The sequence below is a fragment of the Amycolatopsis sp. cmx-11-32 genome (assembly GCF_047608695.1).
Lineage (GTDB): Bacteria > Actinomycetota > Actinomycetes > Mycobacteriales > Pseudonocardiaceae > Amycolatopsis.
Genome location: NZ_JADNQN010000014.1, coordinates 109,884 through 135,738, shown reverse-complemented (window position 1 = coordinate 135,738; position 25,855 = coordinate 109,884). Strand labels below are relative to the sequence as shown.

The window sequence follows — 25,855 nt, the reverse complement described above, 5'->3', positions numbered from 1 at the left end:
ATGTCCTCACGCTTCCGTTCCGGAGGCGAGGTTTTCCAGCTCGCCCAAGATGAGTTCCTCGACCGTTCCGGCCAGTCCGGCGACAGTGCGCGCGGTCAGGACGTCGGCCGGGGTGAGTCGTACGGCGAACAAGGCACTGGCCTTGGCCGCGATGTGCAGGCTCCGCAGCGAATCCCCGCCGAGAGCGAAGAAGTTGTCGTCGGCGCCGATCCGGTCAACGCCGAGGACGTCGGCCCAGATCCCGGCGAGCGCCTGTTCGGTTTCGGTCTCCGGTTCGACGTGCTCGGACTCCGGCACGACCGGCGCGGGCAGTGCCTTCCGGTCGAGTTTTCCGTTGGCACTGACCGGGATCCGGTCCAGTGCGACGAACGCCGATGGCACGAGATATTCGGGCAGCGCTCCGGCCAAGGAAGCGCGAAGGGTGTCCTCGTCGGCGTCCGAGACGACGTAGGCGACGAGTTGTTTCACACCGGGCTGGTCCTCGCGGACCACGACAGCGGCCTGCGTCACGGCGGGATGCCGGGCCAGCACGGCCTCGACCTCGCCGGGTTCGACGCGGAACCCGCGGAGCTTCACCTGGTCGTCGGCCCGGCCGAGGAATTCGAGGGTCCCCTCACCGGTCCAGCGGACGATGTCGCCGGTGCGGTACCTGCGCTGTCCGTCCGGTCCGGCGAGGAACCGGTCGGCGGTCAGGCCGGGAAGGCCCCGGTAGCCCCGGGCGAGACCGGCACCGGCGACGTACAGCTCCCCCGGTACTCCTGGCGGGACCGGGCTCAAGCCCGGATCCAGGACGTAGGCGCGGGTTCCGTCCAGCGGCCTGCCGATGGGGATCCGGTCGGGCACCGTCTCGTCCATCGGATGGGCCGTGGCGAAGGTGGTCGTCTCGGTCGGGCCGTAGCCGTCGATCACCCGCAACCCGGGACAGGCACCGAGCACTCGCCGCACCGCCTCGGCGGGCACGACGTCCCCGCCGGTCCACACTTCCCTCAGTCCGGCGAAGCAGTCCGGGGTTTCCTGTGCCAGCACCCGGAACAGGCCGGCCGTGACCCACATCGCGGTCAGGCCGTGGTCGCGGATGAGCGCCTTCAACCCGGGCGCGTCGAGAGCACCGACCGGCGCGGTGACGACGCGGCCGCCGGTGAGCAGCGGCACCCACACCTCGTACGTGGTGGCGTCGAAGGCGGCCGGGGAATGCAGCAGGACCCGTTCGTGTGCCCCGCCGCGGAATCGGCTGTCCGTGGCCAGGGCGGCGACGTCGCGATGCCGCACCGCGACACCCTTCGGTGCCCCGGTGGACCCGGACGTGTACATGACGTAGGCCAGCTGGTCGGGATCGACGGTGACATCAGGATCGCCGTCCGCCTCGCCGTCCACAGAGGACAGTCGAATGGTGTGCGGATGCGGATAGTCCGTATCGGCGACGACGAACCGAACGCCGTCGAGCAGTGATCGCCGCCGTTCGGCCGGGGCGCGGGTGTCGAGCGGGAGGTAGGCCCCGCCCGCCTTGACCACGGCCAGTTCGGCCACCACGGTGCCTGCCCTCCCGGTCGCGAGACCGACGGGTTCCTCCGGCCGCAGCCCGAGGCCGATCAGCCGGTTGGCCAGCCGGTTCGCGCGCCGGTTCAGCTCGGCGTAGGTGACTTCCTCGCCGTCCAGGACGGCCGCGACCGCGTCCGGCCGGGCGCGGACCTGCTCGCCGAACATGTCCGGCAAGGACCGGGCCGCGGGTTCCGCACCGGTCGCCGTCCACTCGGCCAGCTGCCGCTCGTCGTCCGGGGTGAGCATGGAGATCGCGGTGACCTTCCGGTCGCCGTCCTCGGCCAATTCGCGAAGCAGCGTGAGCAGATGGCCGGCCAGGCGGGCCGCCGTGGCGGGGTCGAACAAGGCCGGGTCGTAGCCGAGGTCGACGTTCAGCTCCCGGCCCGGTGAGGCGACCACGGTGAGCGGGAAGTTCGTCGTCTCCCGCGCCGAGAGGTCGCGCACGGTGAGGCCGTGCCCGGCTTCGGCGTCGGTGATCGGGTAGTTCTCGAACACCACCAGGCTTTCGCAGAGGTTCACCCCGCCCGGCAGCTCCGCCCAGCCCTGCACCAGCGCGAGCGGCAGATGGCCGTGACGGCGGGCCTCGGCCTGCGCCGCCTGCAGGTCCGCGAGCCAGGAGGCCACCCGGGCGCCGCGGTCGACCTCGACCCGGACCGGAAGCGTGTTGATGAAGATGCCGGTGATCTCGTCGACCCCCACGACCTCGGGTGGGCGGCCGGAGACCGTGGAGCCGAACACGACGTCGTCATGCCCGCTGTAGGCCGCCAGCAGCAGGGCCCAGGCCCCTTGCAGGACCGCGTTGTGGGTGAGGCCGTGGCGTTTGACGAACGCGTCCAGCCTCGAGGTCGCGGCCTCGTCCAGCCGGACGGGCAGCCAGTCGGAGGAGCACGGGATGTGCCCGGCCGCCGGTGTCCGATCGACGGCGACCGGGGTCGGACCGTCGATTCCGTCGAGGGTGCGACGCCAGAAGCGTTCGGCGTCCGTCCGGTCGAGGCCGCCCAGCCAGGCGAGGTAGTCGCGGAACGGCGGCCGGGCGGGCAACGGCTGCCCGGCGTAGGCACCGCAGACGTCCGAAAGGACCTGGAAGACGCTCCAGCCGTCGAGCAGCACGTGATGGAACGTCCACAGCACCTGGACTTCGGTCGCCGAGATCTTCGCCAGCGTCACGCGCATCAGCGGGGTGACGGCGAGGTCGAGGCCTTGTTCGCGATCCTCGGCGAGCAGCCTTCGCAGGGCACCGCCGTGGTCGTCCAGGCCGGTCCAGTCGAGATGGCGCACCGGAAGCCGCACCGCGCGGCTCACGATCTGCAGTGGCTCCTCCACCCCGGCCCAGACGAACGCCGTCCGCAGTACCGGCGTCCGGTCCACGACCCGCTGCCACGCCTCGGCGAGCCTGGCGGGATCGGTGACGCCTTCGAGCACGAAGGTCGCCTGCTCGACGTACATGCCTTGGGCCGTCTGCGACAGCCCGTGAAACACCATGCCGCCCTGCATGGGCGTGAGGGGGTAGATGTCCTCGACCGTGCGGCCGTCGCCCGCCAAGGAGTCCACTGTGGACTGATCGAGAGCGGCCAGCGGGAAGTCCGATGGCGTCCGGCCGCCTGCTTCCGGTGCGGCGCAGTGCGCGATGATCTCGCGCAAGGCGGTCAGCATCCGCCCGGCCAGGTCTTCGACGAGGTCACGGTGATGCCGGGTGGTGACGTGTGCCCACGTCAATTCCAGCGTCCCGGCCACGACGCGGCCGACGATGTCGAGGCTGTGGGCGACAAGGGCAGCCGGGTCGACGTCGGCGTCGAGAGCGCCGGCCCGGAACACGCCGTCCTCGGCGTCGTCGAAGCGGCCTAGGTAGTTGAAGCCGACCTGGGGATCGATCTCCGGCGCGGTACCGGTCAGATAGCGCAGGGCGCCGTAGCCGATCCCGCGCCGTGGCACGGCTCGGACCTGCTCCTTCACCGACTTCAGTGCCGCGCCCCAGCCGTCCGGGACGTCCAGCGCGACCGGGAACATGCTGGTGAACCAGCCGACCGTGCGGGAAAGGTCGACGTCGTCGAACAGTTCCTCGCGGCCGTGGCCCTCCAGGTCGAGCACCGGGATCTGCCCGGTCCAGTCCGTCAGTACGCGGCCGAGCGCGGCGAGCAGGACGTCGTTGACCTGCGTGCGGTAGACCTCGGGCACGTCCCGCAGCAGGGCGCGGGTCTCCTCGGCGGTGAGGCGGACGGTCACTTCGCCGACGTCGGCGATCGTGGCCTGGTCGGTTTCGTCCGCGGATAGCGCTGGAATCCCGCGCCAGTGCGCCAGTTCGTCGTCGAAACCGCCCGAAGCCGCGTGCTCGGCGAGCCGTTCGGCCCACGCGAGGTACGACGTCGTCTTCGGCCCGAGTTCCCCACCGCGATAGGCGGTTTCCAGGTCTTCCAACAGAATCCGCCAGGAGACGCCGTCGACGACGAGGTGGTGCGCGGCCAGCGTCAGCCGCCGTCCGTCGAGTACCGCCGTCAGCAACGGACCTCGTTCGAGGTCGAAAGTGATCTCGTCGGTGAGCAGTTCCGCCGGCCCCACCGGTTCGCCGTGCTGGACACCGTCGTCCCCGAACCGCAGCCGCAGGCCGTCGTGGTGCGCCCAGACGGTCTCCAGCGCGCGACGCAGCGCGGTTTCGTCGATGTCCTCGGTGAACTCCAGCACCACCCGCTGGTCGAACCGTTCCGGTTGCGTGGCGAAGTACCAATGCTGGATCGGCGTCAGCGGCGCCGACCCGGTGACCGGCCCTTGCTCGGCACGCGGCCCGGCGTCCCCGCCGGAATGAGCGGCCAGCGCGGCGAGCGTCGGATGCCGGAAGACGTCGTGCGGCAACAGGATCAGCCCCGCACGGCGAGCCCGTGACACCACCTGGATGCTCAGGATCGAGTCCCCGCCGAGTTCGAAGAAGTTGGCTTCGGCGTCGATCTCGGACACGCCGAGCACGTCCGCCCAGATCCCGGCCAGTGCCCGTTCGGCCTCGGTCGCGGGCGCGGTCCGGACGGCCGTCCGGCCGAAGTCCGGGGCAGGCAGGGCGTGCCGGTCGATCTTCCCGTTGGCGTTCAACGGGAAGCGGTCGAGCCGGACGAACGCGGCCGGGATCATGTAGTCCGGCAGCGTCCTTCCGAGGAATTCGGCGAGGTCGTCCGCGTCGCCGGTGAGATAGGCGACGAGCCGTTTGCTCCCGTGGTCTTCCCTGGTCAGCACCGCGGCCTGGCCGACACGGGGATGTGCGGTCAGCGCGGCCTCGATCTCGCCGGGTTCGATCCGGAACCCGCGCACCTTGACCTGTTCGTCCGCGCGGCCGGTGTACTCCAGTTCCCCGCGCGCGTTCCAGCGGACGAGGTCGCCGGTGCGGTACATCCGCTCCCCCGGCGGGCCGAACGGGTCGGGCCGGAACCGGTCGGCGGTCAGCCCCGCGTCACCGTGGTACCCGCGAGCCAGCCCGGCCCCGGCGACGTGCAGCTCTCCGGACGCGCCCCGCGGTACGAGCCGCAGATCCGTGTCGAGGACGTAGGCCCGCATGTTGTCGAGCGGCTTCCCGATCGGCACGGCCGCGGGCACTTCGCCGGGAATCCGGTGCGAGGTGGCGAAGGTCGTCGTCTCGGTCGGGCCGTAGCCGTCGACGACCACGATGCCAGGGCACGCCTCCCGTACTCGCTGGACCGAGCCAGCCGGGACGACGTCGCCGCCCGCCCAGACCTCGCGCATGCCCCGGAAGGTCTCCGGCGCCTCCTGCGCGAGAAGCCGGAACAAGCCCGCGGTGAAGAACGCGCCGTGGACGTCGTGTTCGGCGATGACACGCCGGAGAGTGTCCACGTCGAGGTCGCCGGGCGGCGCCAGGACGACGGTGCCGCCGTTGAGGAGCGGGACCCAAAGTTCGTACGTCGAGGCGTCGAAGGCGGGCGAGGCGTGCAGCAGCACGCGTTCGTGCGCGGCGAACCGCCGGTCGGCGGCCAGGGCGACGACGTCACGCTGGCGTACCGCCACGCCCTTCGGCTTCCCCGTCGAACCCGACGTGTACATCACGTACGCGAGGTTGTCCGGCGCCGCGACGGGTAGCGGCGCGTCCACGGTCCGGCCGTCCGGGACGACAACCTGTCCACTGTGGACTTCACTGGCGGAAGCGGCCCGGGTCTGGCCGGTGACGAGGATCGGCACGCCGTCCAAGAGGGTTCTCAGCCGTGGCGCGGGAGCGCGGGTGTCGAGCGGCAGGTAAGCCGCGCCCGCCTTGATGATCGCGAGTTCGGCGATGACCAGGTCCGGGGAACGGTCCATGAGCACCCCGACGGCCGTTTCGGGCCCGGCGCCGAGGGACGCCAGGTGCCGGGCGAGCCGGTCGGCGCGCTCGTCCAGCTCCGCGTAAGTGAGGCGGACGTCGTCGCCGGTGAGCGCGACGGCGCCGGGTGTACGCGCGACCTGCCTGGCGAAAAGCTCGGCGAGGCTGCCCTCCGGTACCGGCTGGGCGGTGTCGTTCCAGGTGACGAGCAGCTGATGACGGTCCTCGGCCGTGAGCAGGTCGATGTCATCGAGCGACTGGTAGAGGTCCGCCGCGAAGGCGTCGAGAACGCCCGTGAGCTGACGGGTGATCCGCTCGGCGGTCGCGGTGTCGAACAGGTCGGGGTCGTAGCCGACGTCGAGGGTCAGCCGCTCCCCCGGCGAGGCGACGACGCTGAGCGGATAGTTCGTCGTCTCGGCGGCGTCGACGTCGCGCAAGCGCAATCCTTGCGCCGCACCGGCGGCGGCGTCGACCGGGTAGTTCTCGAAAACCACGATGCTGTCGAAGAGGCTGCCGTCGGCGCCGCTCCACGCCTGGAGCTTCGTCAGCGGCAGGTGCCCGTATCTGCGGGACTCCACCTGCCGCGTTTGCAGTGCCGCCAGCCAGTCCGCGACGGAAGACCGGTCGACGCCGACCCGTACCGGCAGCGTGTTGATGAAGATGCCGGTGATGTCGTCGGCTCCGGGCAGTTCGACCGGGCGGCCGGACACGGTGGTGCCGAAGCAGACGTCGCGTTCTCCGGAGAGCCGCGAGAGCACCAGCGCCCACGCGCCCTGCAGGACGGTGTTCATCGTCAGCCCCGCCCGGCGTGCGGCGTCGCCCAGCCGCGCGGAGTGTTCGACCGGCACCCGCACCCACCGCGCCGAGCGGCTGCTGTGCGCTTGGGCCGGAGCCCGGTCCACCGGAAGCCGGGCAGGGGCGACGAGATCGCCCAGTTGGCCACGCCAGTGTCGTTCCGCGTCCGCGTCGTCCTGGCGGCCGAGCCACGCCACGTAGTCGCGGAACGGCGGCCGCTCGGGCAGTTCGTCACCGGCGTAGGCGGCGAAGACGTCGGACAGCACCCCGAAGACGCTCCAGCCGTCGAGCAGGAGGTGGTGGAACGTCCAGAGCACCCGGGTTTCCGTGTCCGAAAGGCGGGCGAAGGTCAACCGCAGCAGCGAGTTCCCGGCGAGGTCCAGCCCTTCGGCCCGGTCTTCCGCCAGGGCGTCCTGCCAGGCCCGCTCGCGTTCGGCGGGGGTGCGGGAGCGCCAGTCGTACTCGGTGATCGGGACGGTCACCTGACGGCGCACGACCTGCACCGGTTCCGGCACGCTCTCCCAGGCGATCCGCGTACGCAGGACAGGAGTGCGGTCGACGACCCGCTGCCACGCCCTGGCCAGCGCCCCCACGTCGCCGGCGCCCTCGAGCACGAACGAGACCTGCTGGAAGTACAGGCGTTCTTCCCGCTGGGACAGGGAGTGGAACACCATCCCCGCCTGCATCGGGGTGAGCGGATAGACGTCTTCGACGGCACGCCCGTCGCCGACCAGCGAGTCCACTGTGTACTGATCGAGCTCGACCAGCGGGAAGTCGGACGGGGTCCGGCCGCCCGCGCCAGGCCGCGTGCAGTGCCCGATGATCTCGCGCAGCGCCGCCAGCATGTCCGCCGCGAGCCGGTCCACAGTGGACTTTCGGTGCACACCTTCGGCGTAGTACCAGGTCAGTTCGAGTTCGCCGCTTTCGACCCGGCTGACGACGTCGAGCAGATGCGCCCGCGCCGAACGCTCGCTCTCGTCGGATTCCAGCCGACCGGAGCCGAACTGGCCGAGGTAGTTGAAACTCACCTCGGGATCGATCGACGGCGCGGTGCCGGCCAGGTACCGCAGGGCGCCGTAACCGATTCCGCGCCGCGGCACCGCGCGCAACTGTTCCTTCACCGACTTCAGCGCGGTGCCCCAGTCGTCGGGAACGTCCAGCGCGACGGGGAAGACGGTGGTGAACCAGCCGACCGTCCGGGACAGGTCGACGCCGTCGAACAGGTCTTCACGGCCATGTCCTTCCAGGTCGATGACGGGGATCCCGCCCGTCCAGTCGCGCAGCACGCGGCCGAGCGCGGTCAGCAGGACGTCGTTGACCTGCGTGCGGTAGGCCGCGGGCACTTCCCGCAGCAACGCTTCGGTCTCGTGAGCGGGCAGGCGGACGGTGACCTCGCGCATCGAGGCGATCGTGGACTCGCCTTCGCCGTCGACCGGGATCGAGGTGCTGCCGGGCAGGCCGCGCCAGTGGTCCAGTTCGTCGTCGAACCCGCCATCGGCGGCGTGCTCGGTGAGCCGGTTCGCCCACTCTTGAAAGGACGTGGTGCGCGGGCCGAGGTCGATCGGCTCGCCCTTCAGCGCCTGGGCGTAGCCACGATCGAAGTCCTCGCCGAGCACCCGCCACGAGACGCCGTCGACGACGAGGTGGTGCACGGCGAAGGTGACGTCGTGTTCGGAGATGTCGAGCCGGATCAACGGCGTCTCGGCACCGACGGGACCGTTCTCCTGGTGCTGCCCGCCGTTGTCGTGGGTAAAGCGCATCCGCAGGGCGTCGTGGTGCTCCAGCAGCGCGTCCACGGCCTTGCGTGCCGCGTCGGGGTCCACCTGATCAGGTCCTAAGTGGACGAACTGGTGGAAGTGCTCCGGATCGGCGGTCTGGGTCGCGAAGAACCAGCGCTGGATCGGGGTCAACGGGACAGGCCCGCCGACCGGGCCGCGTTCGACGGCCTCGGTGGCGGTCCGCGCCGCGACGGCGAGCGCCGCCGGGGTGCGGTGATCGAACAGGTCGCCGGGCAGGAGTTCTAGCCCGGCGCGGCGGGCACGGGACACCACCTGGATGCTGAGGATCGAGTCGCCGCCGAGTTCGAAGAAGTCGTCGGTGGCGCCGACCCGCTCGACACCCAGCACCTCGGCCCAGATCCCGGTGAGCAGACGTTCGCGGTCGGTGCGCGGCGCCACGTGGTCCCGGACGCCGAAGTCGGGCGTGGGCAGCGCGGTGCGGTCGAGCTTGCCGTTGACGTTGACCGGGAACTTCTCCAGCCGGACGAACGCGGCCGGGACCATGTAGTCCGGCAGGGTCCGCCCCAGGAAGTCCGCCAGTCCTCCGGTTTCGCCGACGACGTAAGCGACCAGCCGCTTCACGCCGCCGTCGGCGCGGGCCAGCACGGCCGCCTGCTCGACGCCGGGATGCTCGCCCAGTGCGGCCTCGATCTCACTCGGTTCGACGCGGAAGCCGCGGATCTTGACCTGTTCGTCCACCCGGCCGACGAATTCGAGGACGTCCTCGTCGTTCCAGCGCACGAGGTCGCCAGTGCGGTACATCCGCTCCCCCGGCGGCCCGTAGGGATCCGCGACGAACCGCTCGGCGCTTGACCCCGGCCGTCCGAGGTAGCCGCGCGCCAGCCCGGCCCCGGCGATGTGCAGTTCACCGGGTGCGCCGGGCGGGGCGAGCCGCAGGTCGTCGTCGAGGACGTAGACGCGGGTGTTGTCGAGCGGGCCGCCGATCGGGACGACGTCGGGGATCTCGCCGGGCAGCGGGTGCACGGTCGCGAAGGTGGTGGTCTCGGTGGGGCCGTAGACGTCGGCCACCAAGGTCCGCGGGCACGCGGCCCGCACCCGGCGCAGCGCGACGGCGGGCACGGCGTCGCCGCCGGTCCACACCTCCCGCACGCCGGCGAACATCTCCGGTGCTTCTTGCGCGACGAGCCGGAACAGGCCGGTGGTCATGAAGACGCCGGTCACCGCGTGCGTGGTGAGGATCCGGCCGAGAGTGTGGACGTCGAGGTCGCCCGGCGGGGCCAGCACGACCGTGCCGCCGTTCAGCAACGGCACCCAGAGTTCGTAGGTCGAGGCGTCGAAAGCCTGCTGCGAGTGCAGCAGCACCCGGTCGTGTGCCGTGAAACGCTGGTCGGCCGCGAGGGCGAGGACGTCGCGATGCCGGGCCGCGACGCCCTTCGGCTTTCCTGTCGACCCCGAGGTGTAGATGACGTAGGCCAGCTGCTCGGGATCGGTGGTCACGGCGGGCGGGGTCGCCGGGAAGTCGTCGGCTTCGGTGACGATCACCCCGCTGTGCACTTCTCGGGCGGTGGCCAGCCAGGTCTGGTCGGCGACCAGGACGTCCGCCCCGGCTTCGCTGAGGAGCAGCCGAAGTCGTTCCGCCGGTGCGCGCAGGTCCAGTGGCAGGTAGGCGCCGCCTGCCTTCACGATCGCGAGTTCGGCCACGACGAGCGCGGGCGAACGGTCCATCAGCACCGCGACCCGGTCTTCGGCCAGGACGCCGAGGTCACGCAGCCGGTTGGCCAAACGATTGGCCTGGACGTCCAGCTCGCCGTAGGTGACGGTCTGTTCGTCGGTCACCAACGCGATCGCGTCCGGGTTCCGGCGCGCGTGTGCCTCGAACAGTTCGGGCACCGTCCCGGCGGGCACCTCGGGAGCCGTGGCGTTGCGCTCACGGAGGAGGTGCCGCAGTTCCGGTTCGGACAGCATCGGTACCCGCGTCACGGGCTCATGCGGTGCCACGGCGAATTCGCGGAGCAGCGTTTCGAGATGCGCGGCGAGCCGTTCGGCCAGCTCCGGGCTGATGAGCTCGGGATCGTGGTTGAGCACCAGGGAAAGCCGCTGCCCCGGATAGGCGACGACACCGAGCGGGTAGTTGGTGCGTTCGGCCGCGCGGACGTCGCGCAGCCCCGGGAGGTCCGCGACCGGGTAGTTCTCGAAGACGATGATGCTGTCGAACAGGCTGCCGCCGGTCTCGCTCCATGCCTGTAACCGGGGCAGGCCGACGTGCCCGAACCGGCGCGATTCCGCCTGTGCCGCCTGCAAGTCCCGCAACCAGTCGGCGAGACCGCGTTCGGGGTCGAGCTTCACCCGCACCGGCAGGGTGTTGATGAACAGGCCGGGGATGTCGTCCGCGCCCGGCAGTTCGACCGGGCGGCCGGACACCGTTGCGCCGAAACACACCTCGGACTCGCCGCTGTAGCGTGAAAGCAAAGTCGCCCAAGCACCTTGGACGATCGTGTTGACGGTCAGGCGATGCCGCCGCGCGAACGCGTGGAGTCCGGCGGTCGCGGCGTCGTCGAGTTCCACCGGGACGCGGGCGGTCGAGCTGGCCGAGTGGGCGCGGGCGCCACGGTCGCCGGGCAACGCGGTCGGTGTCACCCCGGCGAGTTCGGCCCGCCAGTGGGATTCGGCGGCGGCGTCGTCCTGGTCGGCGAGCCAGGCCGCGTAGTCACGGAACGGACGACGGCTCGGCAGCTCGTCGCCGTGTAGCAGGGCGAGGACGTCGGAGAGGACACCGAAGACGCTCCAGCCGTCGAGCAGGACGTGGTGGAAGGTCCAGATCACCCGGACCGAAGTGGCCGAATCCTTGGCGATGACCAGCCGCATGAGTGGCCCGCGGGTCAGCTCGATCCCCACGGCGAGGTCTTCGGCCAGCTTTCGCCGCATCGCCTCGTCGGCGTCCACTGTGGACCAGTCCGGATAGGACACTGGGAGGTCGGCGGCGCGAAGCACGATCTGCAACGGCTGGGGTACGCCGTCCCAGACGATCCGGCTGCGCAGCACCGGCGTCCGCGCCACGACGCGGTGCCAGGCCGCGCCGAGCGCTTCGGGATCGGGAACGGCGTCGAGGGTGAAGGAGATCTGTTCGAAGTAGTTCCGGTCGCCGGGCTGGGCGAGGCCGTGGAACACCATGCCCGCCTGCATCGGGGTGAGCGGGTAGACGTCCTCGACGTCGCGGCCGTCGCCGACCAATTCGTCCAGAGTGGACTGGTCGAGTCCGGCGAGGGGGAAGTCCGCCGGAGTCCGGCCGCCCGCGCCGGGTTCGGCGCAGTGCCCGAGTATTCCGCGCAGGTTCTCCAACAGGTCATCGGCCAGCCGGGTGACGGTGGCGTCGTCGTGCACGCCTTCCGCGTAGTGCCAGGTGAATTCGAGGGTGTCGCCGTTGACCTGGCCGACCACCTCCAGCAGATGCGGGCGGGTGTCGCCGGGATCGGCGTCCAGGGTCAGCTCACCGTGCAAGCCGGTGTAGAGGTCACCAGGCAGGTCGAATTGCCCGAGGTAGTTGAAGCTGATCTGCGGGTCGACGGCCGAGGGCATACCCGTCAGGTACCGCAGGGCGCCGTAACCGATTCCCCGCCGCGGAACCGCCCGTAGCTTTTCCTTCACGGCTTTGAGCGCCGCGCCCCACTCTTCGGGCACGTCCAGCGCCACCGGGAACAGGCTGGTGAACCAGCCGACCGTCCGGGACAGGTCGACGCCGTCGAACAGTTCCTCGCGGCCGTGGCCCTCCAGATCGATCACCGGCACCTGGCCGGTCCAGTCCCGCAGCGTCCGGCCCAGCGCCGTCAGCAGGACGTCGTTGACCTGCGTCCGGTAGACCTCCGGCACCTCCCGCAACAGCGACCGCGTCTCCGCGGCGGTCAGCCGGACGGTGACCGCGCGCGACCGCGCGACCGTGTTGGTGCCGGTTCCGTCGACGGGGATCGGGGCGGCGGTCAGCCCGCGCCAGTGCTCGAGTTCGTCGTCGAACCCGCCGGCCTCCGCGTGCGCGGACAGCCGCGCGGCCCACTCGAGGAAGGAGGTCGTCCGCGGCCCGAGGTCGGCCGGTTTTCCCTGGAGGACCTGGTGATAGGCCTGGTCGAGGTCTTCGAGCAGGATCCGCCACGACACCCCGTCGACGACAAGGTGGTGGGCGGACAGGCGCAGCACCCGGCGCTCGGGCGGGCCGGAGAGCGACCAGTGCAACAGCGAGTGGCCGTCCTCGACGCCGTTGTTGTGCAGTCGCCACTGGTCGCCGTCTCGGGTGAACGTCGTCCGCAGCGCGTCGTGGTGCCGGGTCAGGGCGGCGATGGCGGCGGCGAGCGCGTACTCGTCGGCGCAGTCCGCCAGGTCGACCGCGATGACCTGGTCGAACCGGTCCGGGACCCGCACGGTGTCGAAGAACCAGCGCTGGATCGGGGTCGGGACGACGTCGCCGGACACGGGTCCATGGTCGGTGAGGGCGACCGCGTCGGCCAGGATCGGAGCGAGGGCCGCGATGGTCTGATGGCGGAACAGATCGGCCGTGGTCAGCGCGAATCCTGCCCGCCGAGCGCGGGCGCTGACCTGGATGCTGAGGATCGAGTCACCACCGAGGGCGAAGAAGTTGTCCTCGACGCCGACCCGGTCAAGGCCGAGCACCTCGGCCCAGATTCCCGCGAGCACGGCTTCCCGCTCGGTCCGGGGCGCGACACCGTGGGCGCTCGCGGACTCGAACCGCGGTTCCGGCAAGGCGCGCCGATCGACCTTCCCGTTGGCGCTCAGCGGAAGCGCGTCGAGAACGACGATCGTCGACGGCACGAGGTAGTCCGGCAGGGTTCGTCCCAGCGTGCCGCGGAGAGCGTCAGTGTCCACTGTGGAGGCTTCGGCGGCGACGACGTAGGCGACGAGGTACTTGCGGCCGCCGGTGGCTCGCGCCAGCACCACCGCTTGCGCCACGACGGGTTCGGCGGTCAGCGCACGTTCCACCTCCGCCGGTTCGACCCGGAAGCCGCGGATCTTGACCTGATCGTCGCCGCGGCCCGCGAACTCGAGGGTTCCGTCGGTGCGCCACCGTCCGCGGTCGCCGGTGCGGTACATGCGTTCGCCGGGAGCGCCGAACGGGCAGGCGACGAAGCGGTCGGCGGTCGCGCCCGCCCGGTCGACGTAGCCCCGGGCGAGCCCCGGTCCGGCGACGCAGATTTCGCCCAGCGCGCCGCGCGGTACCGGTCGCAGGCCTTCGTCGAGCACGTACACGCGCATGCCGGTCAGCGGCGTCCCGATCGGGATCACGTCGGGGACCCCGGCAGGCGAGGCCATGCGGAACGCGGTCGCGAAAGTCGTGGTCTCGGTCGGGCCGTAACCGTCGACGACCGCGACGCCAGTGCAGCTTTCCAGTACCCGGCGCACCGCCTCGGGCGGGACGACGTCTCCGCCGGTCCAGACTTCGCGCAGACCTCGGAAGCACTCCGGCGTATCGACGGCGAAGAGCCGGAACAGTCCGGCGGTGAGCCACAAAGCGGTGACGCCGTGCCGTGCGGTCAGCTCGCGGACGACGTCGGCGTCGACGTCCCCCGGAGGCGCGACGACCACGGTGCCGCCGTTCAGGAGCGGGACCCACAGTTCGTAGGTCGAGGCGTCGAAGGCCAGCGGCGAGTGCAACAGCACGCGTTCGTGGGCGCCGCCGGTGAAGCGCGGGTCGGTGGCCAGCGCCACCACGTCCGCGTGCCGGACGGCCACGCCCTTCGGCTCCCCGGTGGACCCCGAGGTGTACTCGACGTAGGCCAGGCCTGCCGGGTCGATCGCGAGGCCGGGCGCGGGCTCCTCCCCCTGGTCGGGAAGGACCAAGATCCGTCCATTGTGGATGGTGCTCGCGGTGCCTTGCCAGGTCTCGTCGGTGAGCAGGACCGACGTGCCGTCGAGGAGCAGCCGGAGCCGGTCCGCCGGGGCACGCAGATCCAGGGGCAGGTAGGCGGCGCCCGCCTTGAGGATCGCGAGTACCCCCACGACCAGGTCGGCCGAGCGGTCCATGAGCACGCCGACGCGGTCTTCCGGCCGCACGCCGAGACGGACCAGCCGTCCGGCGAGCCTGTCGGCCCGGGAGCGCAATTCGCCGTAGCCGAGCCGCTCGTCACCGAAGAGCACGGCCGGTGCGTCCGGCCGAAGTCCGGCTTGGCGATCGAACAGCCGCGTGAGGGTTTCCGCCGGGGCGGCGTCCGGCGGGAGCGGATCACCCGAGGTGAGCAGCGGTAGGTCACCCACGCGTCGGGCGGGGTCGGCGGCGATACCGGCGAGGAGGGCATCCAGGCTCGCTGTCAGCTGCTCGATCGTCTCGCCGTCGAAGAGCGCGGTGGCGTATTCGACCGTGATCCGCAGGCCGTCGTCGTGCGGCCAGAACTCGATCACCAGATCGAACCGGGCCGACGGGCGAGGCAGCTCGTATTCGCTCACCCGCAGGCCACCGGCTTCACGGGGACGGACCAGCGGGCTCTGCAAGACGACGACGGCTTGCACCAACGGTGTTCTCGACGGATCGCGTTCGGGCTGGACCTCCTCGACGACCCGGTCGAACGGCACGTCGCCGTGCGCGAACGCCTCCAGCACCGTCTCCCGGAGCCCGGCGAGGAACTCCGGGAACGCCTGAGCCCGGTCGATCTGGGAGCGCAGGACGAGGGTGTTGACGAAGAAGCCGGTCAGGGCTTCCCATTCGGCCCGGTCACGACCGGCGACGGCCGTGCCGACGGCGATGTCGTGCTGGCCACCATAAGCGGACAGGAGCAGTTGCACGGCCGCGGTCAGCGTCATGAACAGCGTCGCGCCGTGCGGACGTCCGGCGGCGGTGAGGCCGCGGACCAGGTCGGCGGGCAGATCGTGGCGGTACACAGCGCCTTCGGTGGAGCGCTGAGCGGGCCGCGGCCGGTCGGTCGGCACCGCGAGCGGCTCGAGACCGTCGAGCGCCTCGCCCCAGTACCCGAGCTGACCGTCGTCGTCGGAACGCTCGCGCCAGAGTGTGTAGTCGCGGTAGCCCAGTGACAAGGGCGGCGGGGTGATCCCGGCGTAGAAGTCCATCAGCTCGGCGGTCAGGATCCCCATCGAGCGGCCGTCGGTGACGATGTGGTGCTGGCACAGGACGAGCAGGTGCTCGCCGGGCGCCTGCGGGTACAGCACGGCCCGGGTCAGCGGTCCGGTGCGCAGATCGAACGGCGCGCTGAGCTCAGCGGCGAGCGTGGCGTCGTCCGCGGGTGATTCCGCGACACGCAACGGGATCTCGCCGGTCTCGGCGATCCGCTGGACACCCTGGCCTTCAAGGGATGCGAAGGTCGTCCGCAGTGACTCGTGGCGGGCGCAGAGTGCTTCGAGCGCGCCGCGCAGGGCTTCGAGGTCCAGCGGGCCGGACAGCCGGAGCCCGACGGCGGTGTTGTACTCCGCGCTGGCTCCGGCGAGTTCGTCGAGGAACCACAATCTTCGCTGGGCCGGGGACAGCGGAAGGACGTTCGAAGGCGCCGTGATCGGAATGGCGGCCTCTTCGCGCTGGGGCGCCTCGTCGAGCAACCGTGCCAGCTCTGCGACGCTCGGGGCGTCGAACACCGTCCGGGCGGACAGGTCCGCGCCGAAAGTCCGGCGCAGGCGCGACAAAGCTTGCACGGCGAGGATCGAATCGCCACCGAGAGCGAAGAAGTCGTCGCCGGCCTCGATCCCGGTCACCCCGAGCACGTCCGCCAGGATCGTGGCCACGGTGCGTTCTGTTTCCGTCCGCGGTGCGACGCCCGCACGGACTTCCTCCGGCGGCGCGGGCAGCGCGCGGCGGTCGACCTTTCCGTTCGCGCTCAACGGAAGCTCGTCGAGGACGACGAACGCCGACGGCACCATGTAATCGGGCAACGCCGCTGCCGCCGTCTCCGCCAGATCTCCGAGTGCCTCCCCGGCCCGGGCGACCACGTAGGCGACCAGCCTTTTGACGCCCGGCCGCTCCTCGCGGGCGACGATCACGACCTCCCGCACCCCGGGAGCGGCGGCGAGCACCGTTTCGATCTCGCCGGGTTCCACCCGGAAGCCGCGGATCTTGACCTGCTCGTCAGCGCGGCCGAGGAACTCCAGCTCCCCGTCGTCGTTGTACCGCACCAGGTCTCCGGTGCGGTACATCCGTTCGCCGGGCTCGCCGTCCGGATCCGCCACGAACCTCTCCGCGGTCGCGCCAGGCCGGGCCCAATAGCCCCGCGCCAGCCCTGCCCCGGCGAGGTGCAGCTCCCCCGGCTGCCCCGACGGCACCGGGTCGAGGACGTCGTCGAGGACGTGCGCGCGGACGTCGTCCAGCGGGCGGCCGATCGGCATCACGTCGGGCACACCGTCCACAGAGGACACCGGGTGTACCGACGCGAACGTGGTGGTCTCCGTCGGGCCGTAGCCGTCGACGACGGTCAGACCGGGACAGGCGCGCAGTACCCGCCGCACGGCGCCGGCGGGAACGACGTCACCACCGGTCCAGACCTCGCGGACCTCGTCGAAGCTGTCCGGTGCCTCCTGCGCCACGACGCGGAACAGACCCGCGGTCAGCCACAGTGAGGTGACGCGGTGCTGGACAAGGATTCCTCGCAGCGCCTCGACGTCCAGGTCGCCGGGCGGCGCGATCACCACCGTCCCGCCGTTGAGCAAGGGAACCCACAGCTCGTAGGTGGAGGCGTCGAACGCGGCCGGGGAATGCAGCAGCACACGGCGGTGCGCGTCACCCGCGAACCGGCTGTCGGAGGCCAGCGCCGCCACGTCACGGTGCCGCACCGCCACCCCCTTCGGCGTCCCGGTCGACCCCGACGTGTGCATCACGTACGCCAGCTGGTCCGCGTCCACCCTTGGCGGAACCGAATTCCGCTCCGGAAGCGGCTGCCCGGCGATGACGAGCTGTCCACCGTGGATACCGGCGGCCCGTTCGGGCTGATCGGTGATCAGCACCGAAACCCCCGCCGAAGCCAGTGTCGACCGCGACCTGGCATCGGGAGCCCGCCGGTCGAGAGGGACATAGGCCCCGCCCGCGATCACGATCGCCAATTCCGCCACGACGAGTTCGGCCGACCGGTCGACCAGCAGCCCGACCCGGTCTTCGGCGCGCACGCCCAGCCGGATCAGGTGAGCCGCGAGGCGCTCGGCCCGCTCCGCCAGCTCGGCATAGGTCAGGCGGCCGTCGGCACCGTCGACGGCGATCGCCTGCGGTGCCGAGCGCACCCTGGCCGCGAACAGTTCCGGCAGGGCGGCGGTTCTCTCGGCGTCGGGGGCGCCGTCCGTCGTGTCTTGCACGGTCATCGTCTTTCGCACCTTCCAGGCACAACAAGGAGTCCCGCCCGGGGGCGAGAAAACGGGGTGGGGGAACGTCACTCAGCGGCGCCGGGCGAGGCGGCCGCCGACTTCGATCGCGGTCGCCGCGCCGAGCGCGCCGCGCAACCGGCCGCAGGGCGTGACGCGGCCGGTGGCCGGATCGCGGACCGTGAAAGCGGCGTCCTCGTGAAGCGTGCAGTCCGCGAAGGTCTCGCCGTCGACGACGAGGACGGCACCGCCGTGGTCGTCGGGGCGGATCGTGTAGTCGATGGCACCGTTGCGGTAGGTGCCGAAGTCACCGGCCGGGAACGGCACCGGCCGGGTCACGGTGAGGGGGCGCTGGACCGGGAGCGCGAGGCCGAGTGCACGCAGTTCGGGAAGCAAGTCCTGCCAAAGTCCCGTGCCCGCGGCGCCGTTGGCCGTGAACGCGACCACGCAGGCACCGGCCTGATCTATCCTCAGGTGACAAGAAGTGCCGTCGGCGGTGCCATCGTGGCCGAGCCAGAGGTCGTCATCGCCCTCGTAAAGCGCGATTCCGAGGCCCCAGCCATCGGCGAGGCCGAACGGATCCGCGGCGGGGACCCGGCGATGCATGTCCGCGGCGGTCACGACGTCGAGCAGGCCCGGCTTTCCCAAATGGACCCGGCCCAGTTCGATCAGGTCATCGGCACTGAGTGCCAGCGCGCCGGCGGGTTCGAGCATCGGCGGCAGTGCCTGCTCGACAGGACGGGCACCGCCCGGTCCCGTCGCGTGCCCGGAGACGGTGCGTGCGCCGCCGTCGTAGGCGGGCTCTATCTCCAGTGGACGCAGGAGTATCGCCTCGACGGCTTCACGCCAAGTCATCCCGGTCACCGCCTCGATCAGCGAACCGACCAACGCGTAGCCAAGGTTCGAATAGGAGAACGCCGTCCCCGGTGGGCAGACGGGCACCGCCGCGCGGATTTCCCGCAGGCACGCGCTGGTGACGTCGGCCGGATCGGACGGCAGGCCACTGGTGTGGCTCAACAGGTTCCGCGGCGTGATCCGGCCGGAGACACCGGAGACACCGAGCACTTCACTGACGGGCTGATCGAGTTCCAGATCGTCGTCGGCGACGAGCACCATCACGACCGTCGCGGTGGCCAGCTTGGTGACGGAACCGGTCGGCACAGCGGAGGACGCTCTCATCGGTCTCTGTCTGTCTTGGTGTTCGACACCGGTCTGGACCACTGTCTTCACACCGTCCTGCAGCACGGCGAGCTGAGCTCCCGGGACGCCGTGCTGAGCCGCCAGGCGGTTCAGCACATTCTGAAGATCCCCTGCCCGCACGAGTTGCGGGCTCGGGCATTCGTAGCGTTCTCGTACGGACGGCATGAATCCTCCAAAATCAACAGGAAACTACGAGGTGGATAACCGCGGTCTTCAGCCGCGTCACGTTCCTTGCTCCCCCTGCCCGCGGGACTTCTGAGTCCACATCGGGCTGGAAACAACACGCTGCCGGGCACCGGAGATCGTCAGTACCGCCAATGGTGGGAACGCCCGGCCGGCCGGAGAACACCCTGACGTCACACAAGGTAGCAATTCAACCGCGATTATTCATTGAACAGATGTCAATTCGCCGCATATCGTGGAATGGTGGCGCGCACCACACTCCGCAGAAGGCAAGAACAGTGCAACGTGCCTGCCGATCGCCAGACACGCAGGAGCGTGAATAACACCAGTCGTTTCACTTACCGGGCAGGCGCCCGGCTGAACAATCGAGCAAACCCCCTCTCTTCGAATTCTTCCAGTTCAGGCCGCCTCGCGTCGCACATCGCTTCGAGGTGGCGCCTGCTGGTTCCCGCGAGGGCGGCGGCTCAAACGTGAAACCCCAGGAAGAGGTGGTCGCAGATCATCTTCTTCCCGTCAGCGGGGCCACCAACTGCGTAAACAAGAACATGATCTTGCCGACCGAAATTCTCACGTTTCGGGCCGCACGGCCATGCGCACGTGCACCGGCTCGTGCGCCGTCGGAATAACCTTGCTTTCGACACGTTATCGATCAACTCGAACTTTGAAAAATGCGGAAATTCGCACTTTCACCCGATTGCCTGTAACGGATCAGCAGACGCCGTTCACCCGACTATCGTCGCTTGCCTGAGCGGCCGCTTGTTGGTAGTGGGACACTTCCCGCTTCGTGGCAGGGGACGGCGGGTTCGAGCCGGTCTTCGGCTGAACCTCTGGTGAATCGGTGTCGACACAGAAGGCGTCCTCGCCGGATTCGGGCGATGCCGGGCCCATCGGAGGCGAGTTCCCGGGCAGCCGAAGCCGGCAACACCGCAATCCAAGAGCCGCCGCCGGCCTTGAGTGATCGAGGGAACGAACTCAACTGGCAGTTCGGAAAAATCCCACCCAAGAACATTGTCCTCACTCTTGTTGGTCAGGACTTCGCAAAGAAGCTGTATCGCGGTCCGGGGTGTTCACGCCATTCGTCCGCGCCCTGAGAGAGTGGCAGATGCTGCTCTATGCCTGGCTGGGCCCGCTGACCTGTACCGGCCCCGGCAGGCAGGTCTACACGGACCACATTGTCGAAGTTCGATGTTGGAGCGACGTGGCAGGGACATGTCCTCGAGCACGATGTGGTGTCTCTCGGGCCGTCACCGGACGGAGCAGTAAAGCCGCTTCCCCTCGTCGGTGGCGGTACGAGCCAAGGCAGCCAGCTCCGCGAGGTGACTGATCACTTCGTTCTCCTCGATGAACACACCGTCTCGATCTCGGTCACCTGACGCCGTTCGCCAGCGTTCTTGCACACTGTGCCCGGTAAAGAGGCTTCCCCACTCGATCACGGCGTCCACGGGATCGTGGACACCCACGGGAACGCGGTTGACCGCCCCGGGTGGACCCAAGCCCTTGACCCCAGTCGCTCACGTCGCGGGCAGGGGCTGAACCTGCCGGGTGCCCTCGTAAAACCGAGGTGCTCGCGCCATTCGTCCGGGCTCTGATCGTGGTAGGCGATCCTCCAGCGGCCGGGGTCGCTGGAGTCGGTGATCCAGCAGAACGTTCCGCCCTGGCCGCCGGATCCGAACGGCAACAGGCCACCCGGTTCCGGGTAGAGGCCGTACTCGACGTCGTCGAGTTGGACTTGAATCTAAGCCAAGCATGTTCGCCGACCACGGGGCTGTCGATATCGATGCGACGAAATATGTCACCCGGGAAACGGGTCACGAGTTCTTTGTAGTCGGTCGGTAATGCCGTACCGAGTTCGCGCTCCACATCGCTCCAACGTTTTTTCGGCGTGAACTCTCTGTCCCAGCCGACAAGGTCAGCGATCTTGTCGACAACCGGTGGGGTTTCGGCGTGGGACATCGACTCTCTCCCGAAGGGCAGCGGAACACAGGGGCGGTCTGGACGCGGGTGTCAGCATCGGATCTTGGTGGCGTTCCCAGCGGAAACCAGACGCACCTGCGGCGCGCACTCAAAAGCTTGGAGAGCACGATGTCCGAGCCAGAGCGCACCAAGACCCCCAAGGCACTCAGGCAGTTTCGGCAGGACGTCAACTCGCCGAAGACGCAGAAGCGGAACAAGTTCGCCGCCCAGTGGTCTTTGGCCGCTACGAGACGCTCGAACGCTGATCAAGCCCTGTCCGGACCCCGCCGACGGTTCAGCTGATAAAGCCCGCCGACTTGAGCCAGTCGCGGGCGACCGTCACGGACTTTTGGCCGTCGACGCTGACCTTCTTGTTCAGGTCCGTGAGCGTCGCGGTGTCGAGCTTCGCGGCGATCGGCGTGAAGACTTGCTCCAGCTGCGGGTATTTTTGGGCAAGCGGAGTGGCGATGGTGATGGCGGGGTTGTACGTCGGGAAGAAGTGCTTGTCGTCCTCGATCACGGTGAGGTGCTGCGCGGCCACGCGCCCGTCGGTGGAGGCGACCGAGCCGAAGCCGCAGGGGTCCCCCTTTCCGATGCTCGGGTAGACGACGGCGTCGTTGAGCAGGTGCACCTGCGGGTCGGGCAGGGTGAACCCGTAGGTCTTCGCCAGGCCGGGGAACCCGTCGTCCCGGCTCTTGAATTCCGGGCCCATACAGGTCGAGGCCGCGGCCGGGTCCCGCTTCACCAGGGCCGCGTAGTCGGACAGCGTCTTGACGCCGGTCCGGGCCAGTGTCGCCGGGTTGCCGGCGAGGGCGTAGGTGTCGTTGGCCGGCGAGCGTGCCCACCAGGTGACGCCGTTGGCGGTGTCGGCCTGTTTGACCGCGTCGTACTGCGCCTGCGGGTCGCTGATCGGCTTGGTCTGATTGAGGTAGCTGATCCAGGCGGTGCCGGTGTATTCCCAGTACAGGTCGACCGCGCCGCTGGTGAGCGCCTGGCGGACGTTGCTTGAACCGGTGATGTTGGTCTTGTCCTGCGGGCTCGCCCCGGCCGCCTGCAGTGCGACGAGGGCGATCTGGCCGAGCAGCAGCTGCTCGTCGAACTCCTTGGAACTGACGCGGATCTGGACGCCGTTCAGCGCGTCGATCTTTTTGATGGATCCCGCGCCCACCTTGGCGCCGGTCTCGTCCTTGCCGATCGTGCAGCCGGCCGCGAGCGCCACTGCCGCGACGAGCGCGAGCGCAGTGGCGGTCGCGCGCTGGAGCATCCGCATGGGTTGGTCCTCCTTGAAGTCGGTCGAGCTAACTGCCGCGCGGGTGCAGGATCTCCTCGGCGACCAGCCCCAGCCAGTCGACGAAGAGTGCCAGCACGGCGACGATGATGCCGAAGGTCAGGCTCAGGATCGGGCGGTACAGCCCGATCCCGGCGACAAGCCCTCCGCCGAGACCACCACCGTCGATGAACGTCGCCAGCGTCGCGCTCGCGACGGTGAGTACCAGCGCGGTCCGGATCCCGGCGAGAATCACCGGGACGGCCAGCGGCAGTTCGATCCGCCACAGGATGGCCGCCTTGCCCATGCCCATGCCGCGAGCGGCGTCGACAAGGGTCGGGTCGACGCCGTCGAGCCCGACGATCGTGTTGCGCAGCACCGGCAAGGTCGCGTAGACGACGAGCGCCGTCACCGCTGTCGCGGTGCCCGTGCCGATCCAGAGCGCGAGCAGCACGACGAGCCCGATCGACGGGATCGCCTGGCCGAGGTTGCCCAGCCCCAGGCCGATGGGCCGGGCCCAGCGGGCGCCGGCGCGGGTGAGCAGGATGCCGAGCGGGAGGGCGATGGCGATGGTGCACGCCGTCGAGATCACGGTGAGCCGCAGATGCGCGCCCAGTTCGGTGAGGATCTCGCCGGCGTTGAGAAAGCGCTGTTCGATCGAGTCGATCGGGTGCGCACGCACGATCATGAAGAGCGCCAGCAAGGCGAGGATCAGCAGAACCGGGCGCACCAGCAGCCCGAGCCGGCGGCGGCGAGGCCGCGCGGGCGGCGTGGTGTCCGGACCCGGCCCAGGCGCCTCCTCGGCGTCCGGGATCGCGGGCGCCGGTGCCTCGTCGGCGGGCCGGAGCGCCGCGACGAGGCTGGGCACATCGCACACCCCCTGCGGCTGCGCGGTGCCGTCCTCGGTAACCATGACCGCGGTGCTGCCGGTCCGCACCATCACGTCCAGCACGTCCCGCAGGGTGGCGTCGGGCCGGACCGGAGGCAGGCCGTCCGGCCCGGCCGCCTGCCGGAGGTCCAGGTCACCCACCCGGATCAGCGCGAGCCGCTTCAGGTTCCGCTTCGAGCCGACGAAGCTCGCGACGTAGTCGTCTGCCGGCGCGGCGAGGATCGCCTGGGGCGTGTCGTACTGAGCGATCACCGACCGCGGCCGAAGCACGGCGATCCGGTCGCCGACCTTCAGCGCCTCGTCGAAGTCATGGGTGACGAATACGATCGTCTTGCGCACTTCCCGTTGCAGGCGAAGGAATTCGTCCTGCAGCCGGGCGCGCGTGATCGGGTCGGTGGAGCCGAACGGCTCGTCCATCAGCATGACCGGCGGGTCCGCGGCCATCGCCCGCGCCACACCGACGCGCTGCTGCTGACCGCCGGAAAGCTCACGCGGGTACCGGATGCCGTGCTCGCGGGTCAGGCCGACGACGTCGAGCAACTCGCGCACGCGGTCCGCGATGCGTCGTCGAGTCCAGCCGAGCACCCGCGGCACCACGCCGATATTGGCGTCCACTCGCAGGTGCGGGAAGAGCCCGATCTGCTGGATGACGTAGCCGGTGTTGCGCCGGTGTTCGTCGAGGTCGAGCGCCGACACGTCAGTGCCGCCGATCGTGACGACGCCCGCGGTGGGCTCGACGAGCCGGTTGATCATCCGCATGGTCGTCGTCTTGCCGCACCCCGACGGACCGGTCAGCACGACGATTTCGCCCGCGGGGATTCGCATCGTCAGGTTTTCGACCGCCGGTACCGCTCGTCCGGGGTAGAGCTTGCTGACGTTCCGCAGCTCGATCGTCTCACCGCCCATTCCGGCGGCTCCCCCCGACGTCGCCGAAGCAGCCGCTCGGCGGACACGGGGACGTCGCCGTGTGGTCAGCTTGCCGACCACCACGAAGGCCAGGTCGAACAGCAGCGCCAGCACCATGATCCCGAGCGTTCCGGTGAGTACCTGGTTCAGGGAGTTGACCGAGCCGAACCGGCCGAGCCCGTCGAAGATCTCGTTGCCGAGGCCGGGGCCCTTGACATACGCGCCGATGGCCGCGATACCGATCGTGATCTGCGTCGAGACCCGGATGCCGGAGAGGATCACCGGCCAGGCGAGCGGCAGGCGCACGCGAAACAGCAGTCGTACGCGGCCGAACCCCATACCGCGCGCCGCGTCCACCACGGCCGGATCGACGCCGCGCAGCCCGACGATCGTGTTGCGCGTGATCGGCAGAAGTGCATAGAGCACCAGTGCGAACAGGACATTCGTCAGCCCCAGCCCGAACGGGCCGATCAGGATGCCCAGCAGCGCGATCGACGGGACGGTCAGGAACGCCGCCGTCGTCGTGGTCGCCATCGCGCCGAGCCACCGCCGCCGGTAGGTGAGCAGGCCGATCGTCATTCCGACCAGCACGGCCAGTGCCATCGCCGCCAGGGTGAGATCCACGTGCAGGATCGCGTCGTTCACGACGTCGATCCAGTTCTCTCGGAGGTACTCCGACAGGCTCAGGGTGCCGCTCCTCGACGTCGCAGGGCAGAAAACAGCCGACCACGCCAGGTTCGGCCGGGTCTCAGCCCAACATGTCCGCGGGGCTCCTGTCCACAACTCGACGTAAAGATTCGCCACGGCTCGACCCGACCGCGGCCGAGGACACCCCTGCTCGGGTGCGAGTGCGCCGAACGGGCCCGCTCAGACCCTACGTGCTATCCCCAGGTGAGCGGGTCGAGATGGAGGTAGAACCGTTGCCGGTCGGTGTCGAGCGTGATCCCGTGACTACCGGCGAGGGCGTCGTCGGCAGCGATCGCTTGGTTCTCGTCATCCCAGATTTCCCGAGCGTTGGCGAGCAGCAAGGCGATGTCAGCATAGGGATCCGCCCGGCCGAGGCGACCAAGGTCGATGAATCCCACGAAGTTCGGTGCGACCGGGTCGAGGATGATATTGGGCAGGCAGAGGTCGCCGTGACAGACGACGGTGTCGGTAGCTTCTTGCACGAGGCGGCGATCGACTTGCCCGGCAAGTTGCGCGAGCAGCTCGGCGGGCCGCGTCTGCTGCTGGTCGACTGGTAAAAACTCCGGGTTGACCTTGTCACGGGCGACGACGTTCTGGGCGATGGCGAACATCTGTGCCAGGTCTCTGCTGAACGGACATTCCTTCGCTGGCAGCGCGTGCAGACCTCGCACGCCCTCAATGATGGACGGCCATGCTCTCCAGAGCGCCTGAGCAGGCAGGCGGTCCGCGGGCACGCCTTCGACGGTGCTGGTCACCAGATATGCGCCGCCGGCGTCGGCGCTCCATTCGAGCACCTCGGGTCCTGGGATGCCACTGACGCTGAGCCAGTCCACACGGTCCCGTTCCTGTTCCAGGAGACCCTGCTGCTCGCCCGTGACGCACTTGGCGTACCGCGAGCCGTCGGCACTGCGAAAGACATAGGCGCCGGACTGTCCATTAGTGACGGGCTTCCACCCGCCGGGATGATGCCGGGCGAGCAGGAACTCCCACTCGCGGACCGGTGACCCATGCACGAAGATCATTGTAGTGCGCGGCCCGCTAGGCTCCCACCGATTTGCTGACGCGTCCGCAATGGCCACCTTCACCCGGCTCCGGGCGCTCGCCCTGGATCGCGC

General features: G+C 69.8%; 4 protein-coding genes and 3 pseudogenes. All 7 read right to left on the bottom strand.

Features of this window, described 5'->3' with window-relative positions; all coding sequences use genetic code 11:
• Window positions 1–6: 6 nt before the first annotated feature.
• The 7 genes and pseudogenes from ACM6LR_RS32705 to ACM6LR_RS32675 all read right to left on the bottom strand — a co-directional run bounded on the left by ACM6LR_RS32705 (window position 7) and on the right by ACM6LR_RS32675 (window position 25,753).
• Window positions 7–17,655 carry a non-ribosomal peptide synthase/polyketide synthase gene (locus ACM6LR_RS32705; RefSeq protein ID WP_414945171.1) on the bottom strand — a complete coding sequence of 5,883 codons (17,649 nt, stop codon included), beginning with the start codon at window positions 17,653–17,655 and terminating at the stop codon, window positions 7–9.
• 72 nt (window positions 17,656–17,727) lie between these two features.
• Entirely contained in the window at window positions 17,728–19,020 is a 1,293-nt protein-coding gene (locus tag ACM6LR_RS32700) for a serine hydrolase domain-containing protein (RefSeq protein WP_414941780.1), read from the bottom strand.
• Between the two features lie 2,266 nt (window positions 19,021–21,286).
• The gene (locus ACM6LR_RS32695; RefSeq protein ID WP_414941781.1) at window positions 21,287–22,261 is read right to left on the bottom strand and encodes a glycine betaine ABC transporter substrate-binding protein; all 975 of its coding nucleotides are present in this window, start codon (window positions 22,259–22,261) and stop codon (window positions 21,287–21,289) included.
• 28 nt (window positions 22,262–22,289) lie between these two features.
• Window positions 22,290–22,808: pseudogene (locus ACM6LR_RS32690) on the bottom strand (ABC transporter permease); the annotation flags it as partial.
• Between the two features lie 456 nt (window positions 22,809–23,264).
• Window positions 23,265–24,053: pseudogene (locus ACM6LR_RS32685) on the bottom strand (ABC transporter ATP-binding protein); the annotation flags it as partial.
• Window positions 24,054–24,137: 84 nt separating this feature from the next.
• Window positions 24,138–24,632, bottom strand: a pseudogene (locus ACM6LR_RS32680) (ABC transporter permease); the annotation flags it as partial.
• A 302-nt stretch (window positions 24,633–24,934) separates the two neighbouring features.
• Entirely contained in the window at window positions 24,935–25,753 is an 819-nt protein-coding gene (locus tag ACM6LR_RS32675) for an APH(3'') family aminoglycoside O-phosphotransferase (protein ID WP_414945170.1), read from the bottom strand.
• Window positions 25,754–25,855: the final 102 nt, after the last annotated feature.